We start from the raw sequence: 13672 nt of genomic DNA, 5'->3' as shown, positions 1-13672 counted from the left end.
ACGTGGTGACCATTTCTGGACCGATCCGAGGGGTGGACCATGGTTGCCGGTGACGCGAGCGAACGTTTCGGACGAAGGGTGGTCAGGCACCTCGCCGTGGGCGTCGTGATCGGCGTGGTCGTCGGGGTGCTGTCGAACCTCGTCGCCCAACTGCCCATGCTGGCCGATGTGTTGCTCGGCTACATCGGCTTCGGGCTGGGCTTCGCCCTGCCCACGTTGGTGAGCGACCTGCGCCTCGGCCCGGATGCCACCCGCCAGCGCATGGCCACCGATGACCCCGGCGCGGGCATCGCCGACGTCATCGCCATCGGTTCCGCCCTCGCCAGCCTGCTGGCGATCGGGGCGCTCATCGCCGGAGGCAAGTCCCAGACCGCCGTCGATGCCCTGATCAGCTTCGTGGCCGTCGGGGTGGGGTGGGTCACGATCCACACGGTCTACGCGCTGCGTTACGCCCGCCTCTACTACTACGGCGAGACCACCGACATCGATTTCAACACCGACGAACCGCCCCGGTTCAGCGACTTCGTCTACTTCTCCTTCAACCTCGGCATGACCTACCAGGTCTCGGACACCCCCACCACCACCTCGGCGCTGAGGCGAGTGGTCTCCGGCCACTGCCTGCTGTCGTGGGTCTACGGCGTCGTGATCATCGGGTCGACCATCAATCTGGTGATCGGGCTGAGCCAGGGCAACTGACTCACGATCCCGCGGGGGTTCCGGTGCGCGCGGCGGGAGCAGCAGTCCACGAGCCCAGCAGGTCCAGCGCGTGAGCGGTGGGCGACCCCGGTTCAGCGGCGTAGAGGGTCAGGCTCAACCCGGGCTCGGAGGCGAGCTCCAAGGACTCGTAGGCGAGTTCGAGGTCGCCGACGACCCGATGGTGGAAACGTTTGGTGCCGGCGCCATGGGTGCGCACGTCATGTCGTCCCCACAAGGTGCGGAATTCCTCGGAGCGGGTCGCGACCTCGCCGACCAGCCGCTGGAGCTGCTTGTCGTGGGCGTCGCGCCCGGCCTCGGTGTGCAGGATGGCGACTGCGATCTCGGCGGCCGTCAGCCAGTCGGGGTAGAACTCGTGGGCCCCGGTGGGGTGCAGAAAGGTGAACCGGACGAAGTTGGGTACCTGTCCGGTCGGGGTGACGTCGTACATGGCCTGGTGCATGGCGTGCCCGAGTTGGTTGGTCGCCAGCAGGTCCATGCGGCCATTGCGGACCAATGCCGGGCCGACGTAGTTGTCGAGGGCCCATCCGAGCGCCGGGGGCGGCGTCCAGATCGAGGGGCTGCGCCGCTGGGCTCGCATGCCCGCCGCGGTACCGTCTGCCGCGTGCGCGAGGTTGAACAGGTGGGCTCTCTCGGCATCGTCGAGCCGCAGTGCCCGGGCGATGGCCGAGAGCACTGAGGCCGATGCCCCGCCCAGGGACCCGCGTTCGAGCTTGGTGTAGTACTCGATGCTGACACCGGCGAGCTGGGCCACCTCGCTTCGTCGCAGTCCGGGCACCCGCCTGTCGCCGCCGGAGGGCAACCCGGCCTCGGCAGGCGAGACCTTGGCGCGTCGGGTGGTGAGGAACTCACGCACCTCGGCTCGCTGGTCAAGGGTGGGGCGTTCACCCGTGCCCCGGGGTTCGCTCGCATGGGAGGGCTGCTCGGGCATGCATCACACGCTAGAGCGAGGGCGACGGCTGTGGGGGTCCCTACCGGTACACCTCATGCCAGTGACTCCCGCCCCGACCGGCGCGGGGGTTGACTGGCGGTGACGGGTCAAGACGGCCCACCCAGAAGACCCAAGAAGGAGACCACCGTGCGAGCAGTTGTCATGCACGCCCCCGGGGACGTACGCGTCGAGGACCGCCCGGACCCCCGCATCGTCGACCCCACCGATGCCGTCGTCCGGCTGGCCGCCACCTGCATCTGCGGTTCGGACCTGTGGCCGTACCGAGGCGCCGAGCCGGTCGACCACCAGCCGATGGGCCATGAGTTCGTGGGCTTCGTCGAGCAGGTCGGCTCGGAGGTGACCTCGGTCAAGCCCGGGGACTTCGTGGTCGGGTCCTTCGTCCTCTCCGACAACACCTGCGAGATCTGCCGCTCCGGGTACCAGTCCCACTGCGTGCACCGCATCTTCACCGGCTCCGAAGTGGGCACCCAGGCCCAGCGCGCCAGGATCCCGATGGCCGACGGTTCGCTGGTGGCCACCCCTGGAACACCGGACGAGGACGTGATGGCGTCACTGCTGGCAGCGTCCGACGTGCTCGGGACCGGCTGGTTCGCGGCTCTGGCCGCCGAGGTCGGCCCTGGGAAGACGGTCTCAGTCGTGGGTGACGGTGCCGTCGGACTGATGGGAGTACTGGCGGCGAGGCAGCTGGGCGCGGAACGAGTCATTGCCATGTCGCGCCATGTCGACCGCCAAGCGCTGGCGCGGGAGTTCGGCGCCACCGACATCGTGGAGGAGCGTGGGGACGAAGGTGTGGCCCGCATCAAGGAGCTGACCGATGGCCTGGGCGCCCACAGTGTGATCGAGGCGGTGGGCACCCAGGAATCGATGATGCAGGCGATCCGGGCCACCCGTGCGGGAGGTCACGTCGGATACGTCGGGGTGGCCCACGATGTCAACCTCCCCGGTGCCGAACTGTTCTTCTCGGGAGTGCACCTGCACGGAGGTCCCGCTCCCGTCCGGGAGTACCTGCCACACCTGATCGACCTGATCTGGCGTCGGGAGATCAACCCCGGCAAGGTCTTCGATCTGCGCCTGCCACTTGAGGACGCTGCGGAGGGCTACCGCGCGATGGACGAGCGACGCGCCATCAAGGTGTTGCTGGAGGTCTGATCCGAACGGACCAGGCGCCAGACCCAGGGGTTGGGAGGCATCTGCTGACAGCGGGCCGACCGCGGGGCAGAGTGGTGCCATGGTCGACCTCTACATCTGCGTCCCCGACTCACGCGCCGCCCTCGCCTGGTATGTCGAGCACCTGGGCGCCCGGGTGAGCGTCGAACCCATGGTCGGCGAGGACGGGTCGGTCGGTCACTGCGAGTTCACCGCCTTCGGCGGCAGGGTGATGATGTCGGACGAGTTCGAGGCCTTCGACGTCGCCGCTCCCCTTCCCGATCGCGGTGCCGCGGTGACTCTCGTCGTCTCGGCGGACGACCTGGACTCCTTGGCGAACTCGGTGTCGGCCGGGGGAGCCCGGATCACCCGGGGCCCCGAGCCCGGAGGACCCACGGGTCGGATCCTCGTCTTCCGCGACCCCTTCGGCCATCGCTGGATGGTGCTGGGCTGATCTGGTGCTGGGCTGATCTGGTGCTGGGCTGATCTGGTGCTGGGCTGATCCTCAGGCGAGCCCGGCGGATTGTCCGAGCCTGGCTGCCTGTCGCATCAGGTGGTCCCGCTCGGCCGTGTTCGAAGCCAGCCCGGCAGCTTGGGCATACAGCGCAGCCGCCACCCGCCGGTCACCCGCGCGCTCGTGCAGGTGCGCGAGGGCTGCCGTGTGGCGGGGGAGGGCCGGGTCGAGTTCGTCCAACTGCGCCAGCCCGGCGCGGGGACCGTCGGCCTCCCCCACGGCCACGGCCCGGTTCAGTCGGGCGATGGGGCTGTCGGTGAGCCGCACGAGTTCGTCGTACCACTCCACGATCTGCACCCAGTCGGTCTCCTCGACCCGGCTCGCATCGGCGTGCAACGCGGCGATGGCCGCCTGCGCCTGGAACTCCCCGAGCCGGTCACGAGCCAGCGCCCCCTGCAGCAGGTCGACCCCCTCGGCGATCAGGCCCGTGTCCCACAGTGACCGGTCCTGCTCCGCCAACGGCACCAGGGTTCCGTCCGGCAGCCTTCGGGCCGGGCGACGGGCATGGTGCAGCAGCATCAGTGCCAGCAGGCCCGCCACCTCCTCGTCCGCACTGACCGAGGCCAACTGCCGGGTGAGCCTGATCGCCTCGGCCGCGAGGTCGAGGTCGCCCGAGTAGCCCTCGTTGAAGACGAGGTAGAGCACCCGCAACACCGTCGCCGGGTCACCGGGCTCGGTGAGGCGGGTGTCGGCGATGGTCCGCTTGGCCCGGCTGATCCGCTGCGCCATGGTCGCCTCGGGCACCAGGTAGGCCCGGGCGATCTGCCGTGTGGTCAACCCACCGACGGCCCTCAGGGTCAGAGCGACTGCCGAGGACGAGGTCAGCTTCGGGTGGGCGCACAGGAAGTACAGCTGCAGGGTGTCGTCCGCATCGCTCACCGCTCCCGGCTCCGGCTCGAGTTCGAGCCGCAGCTCCCGGTCTCGGCGGGCCCCCTCGGAACGGCTGGCGTCGATGAAGGAACGCCATGCCACCGTCACCAGCCAGGCACGCGGATGCGCCGGTGGGTCGTCCGGCCAGCTGGTCAATGCCTTGACCAAGGCCTCCTGCACGGCGTCCTCGGCCGCCGCGAACGGGGCGCCGCGGCGGACGAGGACACCGATCACCGTGGGCACCAGGGCTCGCAGCAGGGTTTCGTCCACGCTGGTCACGCCGGTTCCGGTCAAGGGGTGCTGGTGGGAAGTGTCATTCGGTGACGGTGGGGGGCTCGGTCAGGAAGGGACGGATCTCGAGCCATTCGTGGATCGGCTTGCCGCCGTATCCCGGGGCCGCGGACAGTTCCCCCGCGACCTCGAGGGCCCGCTCCCACGAATCCACGTCGATCACCATCCAGCCGGCGATGAGGTCCTTGGTCTCGGCGAACGGCCCGTCGGTGATGGGGGGTCGTCCCTCGCCGTCGGAGCGGACGAAGGTGCCGTCCGGCGACAGCGCCTGGCCGTCGACGAACTCCCCGGTCTGCTCCAGCCTGGCCGACCAGTCGTGCATGTACTGGATGTGGTTGGTCACCTCTTCGGGGGTCCACTCGTGCATCGGGTGGTCGTTCACCCCCTTGGGGGCGCCGCGGTAGTGCTTGAGCAACAGGTACTTGGCCATGGTCATCTCCCTTGTCTCGCGCGGCCCCGGTGGGCGGCGTCACTGGTGGGACGAGGCTGCCTCACGATTCTCGACATCATCGCCCATGGATGTTCCCTCAGGCGCGGGGCAGCAAGATCTCGAAGCTCGCGCCGTGCCCGGGTCCGTCGCTGCTGGCGGTGATCGTCCCGCCATGCGCGAGGACGATGGCTCGGCTGATCGTCAGCCCGATTCCCGACCCCGAGCGGTCGCGGTCGCGAGCGGAATCGCCGCGGAAGAACCGTTCGAAGACGTGGGACAGCTGCTCCTCGGTGATGCCCTCGCCCGTGTCACTGACGCGGATGGCGACCTCGTTCTCGCCCGAGCGCGATGCCCCGAGCATGACCCGTCCCCCGGCCGGGGTGTGGCGCAAGGCGTTCGTGAGCAGATTGCCGAGCACCTGGCCGATCCGGGAGGGGTCGACGCAGACGACCACCGCACCCCCACCCGGGGAGCGCACCAGGTCGACCCCCTTCTCGGCGAAGGCCGGTCGGGCCCCGTCGAGGGCGGCGGTGATCAGGTCCTCCAAGGGCTGGCGTGACAGCTCCAGTCGGAGCCGTCCCTCCTCGGCCCGGGAGACGTCGTCGATGTCCTCGGCCAGGCGCGAGAGTCGTGCCGTCTGGGAGACCAACACGGCCCGCGCGTCGGCGTCCAGCTCGATCACGCCGTCCGCCAGCCCCTCGTGGTAAGCGCTGAGCGTGGCGATCGGGGTGCGCAGCTCATGGGCGAGATCAGACAGCAGACGCCTCCGGGTCGCCTCGACGTCCTGCAGCCGGCTGGCCATGGAGTTGAACGCTACGGCGAACGAGTCCAGCTCCGAACCGCCGCCGGTCACGGGAGCGCGCCGTCCGTATCGCCCTTGGGACACCTCTCGAGCCGTCTCGGTGAGGTCGTGCAGGGAGCGACGCAGTCGACGGCTGACCAACCATGACACCACCAGGGCACACAGCAGCGAGAGCAGCAGCGCGACGCCCAACGCAATGGCGCTCGCCTCCCGGTAGGCGGCCTCGATGTGGGTCAGTTCGGGTGATCGGGCGGTGTGACCGGCCTCGACCAGGTGATCATGGAAGATCGGGGGCCCGACGAGTGAGGCCACCAGCCCGGCCGTCAGCACGCTCGCCAGCAGCACGATGGTCTGACCGACCATGAGTCGTCCGGCAAGACTCTGGTTGGCGGGGTACTTCTGGTTGGCAGGGTACCTCTGTTTGGCAGGGTACCTCTGTTTGGCGGGGCGCCGAGCACTCATGCCGGACCCATCCGGTAACCCACACCACGAACGGTGCGCACGTAGCGGGCGTCCGCGGAGTCGTCCCCGAGCTTCTGCCGCAGGTGGGCCACGTGCACGTCGACCACATGGTCGTCACCCACCCAGGTGTCACCCCACACCAGGTCAAGGATCTGCCTGCGGCTGAAGGCCAGCCGTGGCCTCGAGGTGAGGGTGGCGAGGATGTCGAACTCGGTCGGGGTGAGTTCCACCGGCACCCCGGCCAGGCTCACCTCCCGCCCGGCAACGTCGACGTGCAGGTCGCCGAACACCCGGACAGGCGCTTCCTGCGGGTGCGAGCCACCCGACGTGCGTGGACGACGCAGGACCGCCTGGACGCGGGCGACCAGCTCACGCACGCTGAAGGGTTTGGTCACGTAGTCGTCCGCGCCCACCGAAAGGCCGATCAGGGTGTCGACCTCGTCCTGCCGGGCTGTGATCATGATGATGTAGCAGTCGCTAAAGGTGCGGATCCGGCGGCACACCTCCAGGCCGTCCATGCCGGGCAGCCCCAGGTCGAGGACGACCACGTCCGGGGCCCGCTGCTCGGCCAGGGTGAGCGCATCCGGGCCCGTGTGGGCCAGCAGCGTTCCGAAACCCTCACGGGACAGGTACGCCGCGATCATCCCCGCCAGGGGCTTCTCGTCGTCGACGACCAGAACCGTGGGCGGGGCCGGAACCGTGGCTGGGGCAGGGGGATTCACCAGGCCAGTCTGCCCCCGCTCGCACGGGGGACCGGCATCGGGGGCCGAGGTCGTCCGGCCAATCTTGACCGAACCTGAACATTCCCCAGACCCGATCCGCGTGCCAGGGATGGCACGGTGGATGGGGAGGGTCCCCCACCCGGGACCGGAATGGGAGTCACCGTGCATCGTCTGTCACGCCGCGCCATCCTTCTGGGAGGAGCCGGACTGGTGGGGAGCGCCGGTCTGGCGGCCACCCTGACCGGGTGCTCCACCACCGACGCCACGCACGGGTCGACCCACCCGATCGGACCGGTGCCCTCTGCCTCGCCCTCGGCCGGACAGGGACTCGTGCAGAAGAGCCTGGTGGCCCGCGAGACGACGCTCGACCTGGGTGGGCCCACCGTTGCCACCTGGGCCTACGGCGACACGGTCCCGGGTGCGCTGATCCGCGCCAAGGCCGGTGACTTCCTGCGCATCAGCCTCGAGAACAAGCTCCCCGCTGACACCAGCATCCACTGGCACGGGTTGCGCCTGCGCAATGCCGCCGACGGTGTTCCGGGACTGACCCAGGACGCGGTCAAGCAGGGCGACCGCTTCGTCTACGAGTTCACCGCGCCTGACCCGGGCACCTATTTCTTCCATCCCCATGTGGGGGTCCAACTCGACCGCGCCCTGTACGCGCCGCTGGTCATCGAGGACCCGAACGAACCCGGTGGTCACGACGACGAATGGGTCGTGGTCCTCGATGACTGGGTTGACGGCACCGGCCGGACCCCCGACGACGTGCTGAAGAAGTTGGTCGACGACGGCGGCGGCTCGCACGACATGGGCGGCATGGGTGGTGGGCACGACATGGGTGGCCACGACATGGGGGGTGGGGGCACCGCCATGGCCCCTTGGGGAGATGCCGGCGATGTCACCTATCCGCACTTCCTGGTGAACGGCAGGGTGCCTGCAGCTCCCGAGAGGTTCACGGCCAAGCCGGGCCAGAAGGTGCGGCTGCGGATCATCAACGCGGCCTCCGACACCATCTTCACCGTCGCACTCGGCGGTCATCGCATGACTCTCACCCACACCGACGGTCACCCGGTGGTGCCACGTGAGGTGGGTGCGTTCCACATCGGCATGGGCGAGCGCTACGACGCCGTGGTCACCCTCGCTGACGGGGTCTTCCCGCTGGTGGCTGCCCCCTTCGGGAAGACGTCGGGAGGTCAGGCCATGGCCGTGGTCCGCACGGGCGCCGGATCGCCGCCCGCAGCTGACGTGCGCCCGGCGGAACTGTCGGGTGAGGTGTTCATCGGGTCACAGTTGCTGCCCGCTGAGTCGGCCAAGCTGCCCGACCGGGTGCCCGACGCGACGCTGCAGCTGAGCCTCGACGGATCGATGAAGCCGTACGTGTGGGGCATGAACGGGGCGCCGTTCGGCAAGAACGACCCGCTCACCGTCCAGCAGGGTCAGCGGCTGAGGATCGACGTGACCAACCAGACGATGATGACCCACCCTCTGCACCTGCACGGCCACACCTTCGCCCTGCCCTCGGGGTTGCGCAAGGACACCGTGCTGTTGGCACCCATGCAGCGACTGGCGATCGATCTGGACGCCGACAACGTCGGACGATGGGCCGTGCACTGCCACAACATCTACCACGCCGAGGCAGGCATGATGACTGAGCTGCGCTACACCGAATCTTGACCTTGGCTTGACCGGGCCCACCGGGCGAGGCCGGGACGCTGGTGGGGTGAACATCGCTGCGCACCCCGGGCATGGAGCCGAGACCGCTCCCGTGCCACCACAGGTGACCCTGCTCATCGCTCCCGGCTGCCACTTCTGCGAGGACGCCCGGGCCGAACTGGCCCAGCGCGCCGCTCGCGGGGAGGCAGGGGTCGAACTCGTTGACGCGGACTCTGCACGAGGACGAGAACTGCTGATGAGGCACCGCCCGGCGATGTTCCCGCTGGTGCTGGTCGAGGGTGAGTGGTTCTCGGCCGGACGACTGCCCCGCCGCAAGCTCGACCGGGCCCTCGAACGCCTGGCTCCAGCAGGCCGGGGTCGATGATGGGCGCCGAACTCCTCGGAACCGGCAGCGTCCTCGCGGCATTCCTGGCCGGCACGGTGGCACTGTTCGCTCCCTGCTGCATCGTCTTCCTCGCCCCCTCCTACCTGGCAGCGGCGGTCAAGAACAATCGGTGGCGGCTGCTGCCGTTGACCCTCGTGTTCGCGGCCGGGCTCGCGTTGGTGCTGGTACCGATCACCCTCGGCGTCAGCATCCTCGCGGGAGCCATCGCCCGTTATCACGAGCCCCTCTACTGGGCGGGTGGGCTGTTGATGATCGGCCTGGGCCTGCTGGCACTGTCTGGCCGCATGTGGTCGATGCCCTCCCTGTTGCGGGCCCCGGACACCACCAGCGGCGACTCGGCGACCTTCTTCAGCCTCGGCGTCTTCTCGGGCATCGCCTCGAGCTGCTGCGCCCCCGTGCTGGCCGGGGTGATGACCCTCTCGGCGCTGGCGGGCAATCCTGCCGGTGGGATGGTGTTGGGCCTCGCCTTCGTCTTCGGCATGGTGCTGCCACTCCTGGCCATGGCGCTGCTGTGGGACGTCGCCCGGCTCGACCAACGCCGATGGGGTCGGTCGCGTCCTATCGCGCTTCGTGTGGCGGGCCGAACCCTGCGCACCACCACGGTGAACGTCATCGTCGCACTCGCCTTCATGACCATGGGCGTCGCCGTGATCTCCCTTGCCAGTTCGACGACCATGACCGGGAATGCCACCTGGTTCCAACGGGCTGCGGGCGCCGGCGTCACCCGGGCGGCCCGCAGCCTGCTCGGCTGGCTCGAACCGGTGCCCGAGGCCGTCCTCGGTCTGGGACTGCTCGCCCTGGCCGGCTTGTTCGTCTGGTTCACCCTGCGTGACCGGCGGACCGCGCCACCGCCCGCGGTGAGCTGCCACGAGGTGCCGAGCAGCGATCCCACCGAACCATCTGCCCCGAGGAGCCGATCATGACCACCAGTTCTCGCCGAACCCGGCGCGCCAACCGCGAGAGTGCCGCGCTCACCGCCCGCGAGACGTTGCGCAACCAGCGCGCCATGGAGGACGCCCACCGGGCCAGGTGGCGCCTGGTCAGCCGCGTGGCGACCGTGGTCGTCCTCGTGGTGATCGCCGGGCTGGTCACCGTCGGGCTGTTGAACTCACGCGCCACCGATTCGTCAGTGTCGCGCCAGGCGCCCGCGTTCAGCCTGCGCACCACGGCGGGAACCACCGTCTCGCTGTCCGACTACCGCGGCAAGCCCGTGCTCCTCTACTTCAACGAGGGTGCCGGCTGCGGGTCCTGCACCCAGCAGATGGCAGAGATCGAGAAGGACCCCGGCTTCGCGAAGGCCGGCATCAGGGTGCTGCCGATCGTGATGAACACCAAGGAGCAGATCCAGCCAGACCTTGACCAGTTCGGCGTCCGTTCGACCTACCTGCTGGACGAGGGCGGCAGCGTCTCCAAGGCCTACGGCACCTTGGGAACCGGCATGCACGAAGGGCTGCCGGGGCACGGGTTCGTGCTGATCGATGCGAGCGGGGTGCAGCGGTGGCAGGGGGACTACCCCTCCATGTGGATCGCTCCCGCCCAGTTGCTCAAGGAGGCGAAGAGTCGCCTGTGAGCAGCGTCAGCTGGTCAGGCTGTCGAGTGCGCCCTGCAGCATGCCACCGATCCGCTCGGCGACGGGTGCCATGGCCTGGTTGCCCGTGAGCTCGTGCATGGTCTGCGGATCGATCGCCTCCACCACGGTGGAGGCCTCGTCCACCGAACGGACGACCACGTTGCACGGCAGCAGCACCCCGATGGACTCCTCGGCCTGCAGCGCGGCGTAGGCGCTGGGGGGATTGCAGGCGCCCAGGATGACCTGAGGAGGAATCTCCACCTCGAGCTTCTTGCGCAGCGTGGCCGCCAGGTCGATCTCGGTCAAGACGCCGAACCCTTGGGCGGCCAGGGCCTCGCGTGTCGCGGCCAGGGTCTGGTCGAACGGCTTGTTGACGGTGGTGCTGAGTGCGTAACCCATGTCTTCCTCCTGCGGTCTCGCCACCCTCGGGGTGGCGACGATCCACACATTACGACGCCGGTCAGCGCTGCATGTCGACGAAGCGTGAGTAGTGGCCCTGGAAGGCGACCGGCACCGTTGCGGTGGGCCCGTTGCGGTGCTTGGCCACGATCAGGTCGGCCTCACCGACGCGTGACTCCTTGTCGTAGATGTCTTCGCGGTGCAGCAGGATGACCATGTCGGCGTCCTGCTCCAAGGAGCCCGATTCACGCAGGTCGCTCATCTGTGGACGCTTGTCGGTGCGCTGCTCGGGACCTCGGTTGAGCTGGGAGAGCGCGATCACGGGGATCTCGAGTTCCTTGGCCAACAGCTTGATCTGGCGGGAGAACTCCGAGACCTCGAGTTGGCGGCTCTCGACCTTCTTGCCCGAGCTCATCAACTGCATGTAGTCGATGATCACCAGCTTGAGGTCGTGGCGCTGCTTGAGGCGGCGCGCCTTGGCGCGGATCTCCATCATCGTCAGGTTGGGGGAGTCGTCGATGAACAGCGGCGCCTCCGAGATCTGCTGGGTCTTGGCGACCACCCGGTCCCAGTCCTGGTCGTTCAGCTTGCCCGAACGGATGGCGTGCAGGGCCACCTGCGCCTCGGCGGAGAGCAGCCGCATCACGATCTCGGTGCGTCCCATCTCCAAGGAGAAGAAGACGCTGGTCAGACGATGTTTGATCGAGCAGGCACGGGCGAGGTCGAGGGCGAACGTCGACTTCCCCACCGCCGGACGTGCCGCGACGATGATCATCTGCCCGGGGTGGAGGCCGTTGGTCAACTCGTCCATCTCCTGGAACCCGGTGGGCACCCCGCTCATCACGCCATCGCGGGACTCGATGGCCTCCATCTCGTCGATGGTCGGCTCGATCAACATCGACAACGGTTGGTAGTCGTCGGCGACCTTGCCCGTCGAGACGTTGTAGACCTCCTGCTGGGCGGAGTCCACGATGTCGTTCACGTCGCCCTGACCGGCGTAACTCATCTGGGCGATCTTGATCGACGCCTCGACCAGACGCCGCAGGGTTGCCTTGTCCCGCACGATCTCGGCGTAGTAGACCGCGTTGGCGGCGACCGACACGCTCTGCAGCAGGTCGACGAGGTAGACGTGTCCGCCGGCTCGGCCCAGAGTGCCCTTCTTGTTCATCAGATCGGCGACGGTGATGGGGTCGGCGGGCTCACCGCGGGCGAAGAGCTCGACGATCGCGTCGAAGATCGCCTCATGGTTCGGACGGTAGAAGTCACGTGGTTGCAGGATCTCGGTGACCTCGGCGATGGCGTCCTTGCTCATCAGCATGGCCCCGAGCACGCTCTGCTCGGCCGCCAGGTCCTGGGGTGGTGTGCGGTCGATGCCACCCTCACCGAAATCGTCCTGGCTCACGGGGCACCTCCTGCTCTGCCGCCGCACTCCTGCGGATCGGATGGCCCCATGGTCCAACTGGGGTCTGACACTTCTGGCTCACAGGCCATGGGCGGCCCGCGTACGGACTGCGCACACGCTACGCACGGGGGGGTGAGAGCGCAACCGGTCGGGGGAGAAGTTGTCCACAGGGGGATGTGGACAATCCGTGCACCCTGTGGGCAGCGTGTGGACAACTGTGCACAAGCCCGGCGTGTCGAGGCCCCGGCTGTTGACAACCCGTTCACCTTGGTCGGCCAACAGCGGGCTGACAAGGCACGATCAACATTTCTTCGGAATCGTGAGAAAACTCTCCCGTCGCAGTTCTACGCGTTTCGAGGGTCGGGCCGGTCACCCGAAGTGGCGGCAGGGATGGGACGGCCCTCCATTCCGGGGCGCGGGGGCCTGTGGTTGTCCACAGCTCCATCCACCGGAAGATGATCATGGTTGGTCACGGGCGGTCTAGGCGAGACGCCCTTGGCGCGTTGGAATGTCGATCATGGTCCAGGGTCGGTGAACCGGGTTGCTTCGGGCCTCGCAGGTCCCGCCCCGCGCTGGCGCGGGCACATGGACCAGGAATACCCCGCCCCCCTATTTGCTGCGATACCCCAGAGGGGTATGGTGGGGTGAGCAAGGAGGAGCCATGAGCGAAGACGTAGTCACCCATCACCACGGCTACCACGACAACAAGGACGCGCACCTGCGCCGTCTCAAGCGGATCGAGGGTCAGGCCCGCGGTCTTCAGCGGATGGTCGAGGACGACAAGTACTGCATCGACATCCTCACCCAGGTGTCGGCGATGACCAGCGCCCTGGAGTCACTTGCCCTCGCGTTGCTTGACGAGCACATCAGCCACTGCGTCTCCGAGGCGGTACGCCACGGAGGCGGGGAGGCCGACGCCAAGATCGCCGAGGCCATGAATGCCATCACCAGGCTCGTCAAGAGCTGACCGTCCACCACCAGGAGTTCACATGATCACCACCTACACCGTCACCGGCATGACTTGCGGGAACTGCGTCAAGCACGTCACCGAGGAGGTCTCCGAGGTCGAGGGAGTCACCTCGGTCAACGTCGAGCTCGACGGCGGATCGATGATCGTCGAGTCCGACCAGCCCCTCGATTTCGAGGCCGTCAAGGCGGCCGTCTCCGAGGCCGGCAATTACGCCGTCTCGGCCGCCTGACCGACCGCTGGTCGATCCCTTCGACCTCGCCGTCCTGCAGGGTGGGTCGTCCGTCCCCCCGGCGGCCCACCCTTCCCCCTCCCGTTCGCTGCGGCCTCCTGTCGCACGGGTGGGCCCCGCCGTGCCCCAGGCCGGCCAGA

The 13672-nt window shown here is 68.4% G+C and carries 16 protein-coding genes; 9 read left to right on the top strand and 7 right to left on the bottom strand.

Annotated elements, in window-relative coordinates:
* Positions 1–39 precede the first annotated feature (39 nt).
* A complete protein-coding gene (locus H507_RS0100335; RefSeq protein ID WP_022908728.1) occupies positions 40–696 on the top strand; it encodes a DUF1345 domain-containing protein in 657 nt (218 codons plus the stop codon).
* Position 697: 1 nt separating this feature from the next.
* Here H507_RS0100335 and H507_RS0100330 read toward each other — a convergent pair whose 3' ends face one another.
* Positions 698–1645, bottom strand: a complete 948-nt coding sequence (locus tag H507_RS0100330; RefSeq protein WP_022908727.1) for a helix-turn-helix transcriptional regulator — start codon at positions 1643–1645, stop codon at positions 698–700.
* Between the two features lie 147 nt (positions 1646–1792).
* Between H507_RS0100330 and H507_RS0100325 the strand changes: the two genes are divergently transcribed.
* Positions 1793–2815 (top strand): zinc-dependent alcohol dehydrogenase family protein, encoded by a 1023-nt coding sequence (locus H507_RS0100325; RefSeq protein ID WP_026377551.1) that lies wholly within the window; start codon positions 1793–1795, stop codon positions 2813–2815.
* A gap of 79 nt (positions 2816–2894) precedes the next feature.
* On the top strand, positions 2895–3266 hold the full coding sequence (locus H507_RS0100320) for a VOC family protein (RefSeq protein ID WP_022908725.1): 372 nt from the start codon (positions 2895–2897) through the stop codon (positions 3264–3266).
* A gap of 51 nt (positions 3267–3317) precedes the next feature.
* Here the strand turns inward: H507_RS0100320 and H507_RS0100315 are convergent, their stop codons facing one another.
* The 4 genes from H507_RS0100315 to H507_RS0100300 form a co-directional block, all read right to left on the bottom strand.
* Complete coding sequence (locus H507_RS0100315) at positions 3318–4466, bottom strand: RNA polymerase sigma factor (RefSeq protein ID WP_026377550.1); 1149 nt, start codon at positions 4464–4466, stop codon at positions 3318–3320.
* A gap of 43 nt (positions 4467–4509) precedes the next feature.
* Entirely contained in the window at positions 4510–4917 is a 408-nt protein-coding gene (locus tag H507_RS0100310; protein ID WP_026377549.1) for a YciI family protein, read from the bottom strand.
* Between the two features lie 97 nt (positions 4918–5014).
* Positions 5015–6181 carry a sensor histidine kinase gene (locus H507_RS0100305; protein ID WP_084707564.1) on the bottom strand — a complete coding sequence of 389 codons (1167 nt, stop codon included), beginning with the start codon at positions 6179–6181 and terminating at the stop codon, positions 5015–5017.
* The gene (locus H507_RS0100300; RefSeq protein ID WP_281166918.1) at positions 6178–6903 is read right to left on the bottom strand and encodes a response regulator transcription factor; all 726 of its coding nucleotides are present in this window, start codon (positions 6901–6903) and stop codon (positions 6178–6180) included. The genes H507_RS0100305 and H507_RS0100300 overlap by 4 nt, the downstream gene beginning before the upstream one ends.
* A 162-nt stretch (positions 6904–7065) precedes the next feature.
* Between H507_RS0100300 and H507_RS0100295 the strand changes: the two genes are divergently transcribed.
* The 4 genes from H507_RS0100295 to H507_RS0100280 are packed head-to-tail and all read left to right on the top strand — an operon-like array spanning position 7066 to position 10532.
* Complete coding sequence (locus H507_RS0100295; protein ID WP_026377547.1) at positions 7066–8577, top strand: multicopper oxidase family protein; 1512 nt, start codon at positions 7066–7068, stop codon at positions 8575–8577.
* Positions 8578–8623: 46 nt separating this feature from the next.
* Positions 8624–8941, top strand: a complete 318-nt coding sequence (locus H507_RS0100290) for a glutaredoxin family protein (RefSeq protein ID WP_022908719.1) — start codon at positions 8624–8626, stop codon at positions 8939–8941.
* Entirely contained in the window at positions 8941–9885 is a 945-nt protein-coding gene (locus tag H507_RS0100285) for a cytochrome c biogenesis CcdA family protein (protein WP_022908718.1), read from the top strand. Before H507_RS0100290 ends, H507_RS0100285 begins: the two co-directional genes overlap by 1 nt.
* Entirely contained in the window at positions 9882–10532 is a 651-nt protein-coding gene (locus tag H507_RS0100280; protein ID WP_022908717.1) for a peroxiredoxin family protein, read from the top strand. The genes H507_RS0100285 and H507_RS0100280 overlap by 4 nt, the downstream gene beginning before the upstream one ends.
* A 6-nt stretch (positions 10533–10538) precedes the next feature.
* Here the strand turns inward: H507_RS0100280 and H507_RS0100275 are convergent, their stop codons facing one another.
* The gene (locus tag H507_RS0100275) at positions 10539–10931 is read right to left on the bottom strand and encodes a DUF302 domain-containing protein (RefSeq protein ID WP_022908716.1); all 393 of its coding nucleotides are present in this window, start codon (positions 10929–10931) and stop codon (positions 10539–10541) included.
* Between the two features lie 61 nt (positions 10932–10992).
* Positions 10993–12333, bottom strand: a complete 1341-nt coding sequence (gene dnaB, locus H507_RS0100270; protein ID WP_022908715.1) for a replicative DNA helicase — start codon at positions 12331–12333, stop codon at positions 10993–10995.
* Between the two features lie 661 nt (positions 12334–12994).
* On the opposite strand from dnaB, the gene H507_RS0100265 reads away from it, so the two are divergent.
* Both H507_RS0100265 and H507_RS0100260 read left to right on the top strand, forming a co-directional pair.
* Positions 12995–13300, top strand: a complete 306-nt coding sequence (locus tag H507_RS0100265; protein ID WP_022908714.1) for a metal-sensitive transcriptional regulator — start codon at positions 12995–12997, stop codon at positions 13298–13300.
* 22 nt (positions 13301–13322) lie between these two features.
* Positions 13323–13532, top strand: a complete 210-nt coding sequence (locus tag H507_RS0100260; RefSeq protein ID WP_022908713.1) for a heavy-metal-associated domain-containing protein — start codon at positions 13323–13325, stop codon at positions 13530–13532.
* The last annotated feature ends 140 nt before the right edge of the window (positions 13533–13672 follow it).

The organism is Aestuariimicrobium kwangyangense DSM 21549 (assembly GCF_000421525.1).
In the GTDB taxonomy this organism is placed as follows: Bacteria; Actinomycetota; Actinomycetes; order Propionibacteriales; family Propionibacteriaceae; genus Aestuariimicrobium; species Aestuariimicrobium kwangyangense.
This window is presented reverse-complemented; position numbering and strand designations above follow the sequence as displayed.

Excerpts from the sequence above, each read along its gene's own strand:
- H507_RS0100335 (WP_022908728.1), top strand. The coding sequence starts at position 40 with ATGGTTGCCGGTGACGCGAGCGAACGTTTCGGACGAAGGGTGGTCAGG.
- H507_RS0100265 (WP_022908714.1), top strand. The coding sequence starts at position 12,995 with ATGAGCGAAGACGTAGTCACCCATCACCACGGCTACCACGACAACAAG.
- H507_RS0100275 (WP_022908716.1), bottom strand. The coding sequence starts at position 10,931 with ATGGGTTACGCACTCAGCACCACCGTCAACAAGCCGTTCGACCAGACC.
- H507_RS0100280 (WP_022908717.1), top strand. The coding sequence starts at position 9,882 with ATGACCACCAGTTCTCGCCGAACCCGGCGCGCCAACCGCGAGAGTGCC.
- H507_RS0100330 (WP_022908727.1), bottom strand. The coding sequence starts at position 1,645 with ATGCCCGAGCAGCCCTCCCATGCGAGCGAACCCCGGGGCACGGGTGAA.
- H507_RS0100310 (WP_026377549.1), bottom strand. The coding sequence starts at position 4,917 with ATGGCCAAGTACCTGTTGCTCAAGCACTACCGCGGCGCCCCCAAGGGG.
- H507_RS0100305 (WP_084707564.1), bottom strand. The coding sequence starts at position 6,181 with ATGAGTGCTCGGCGCCCCGCCAAACAGAGGTACCCTGCCAAACAGAGG.
- H507_RS0100320 (WP_022908725.1), top strand. The coding sequence starts at position 2,895 with ATGGTCGACCTCTACATCTGCGTCCCCGACTCACGCGCCGCCCTCGCC.
- H507_RS0100260 (WP_022908713.1), top strand. The coding sequence starts at position 13,323 with ATGATCACCACCTACACCGTCACCGGCATGACTTGCGGGAACTGCGTC.
- H507_RS0100285 (WP_022908718.1), top strand. The coding sequence starts at position 8,941 with ATGGGCGCCGAACTCCTCGGAACCGGCAGCGTCCTCGCGGCATTCCTG.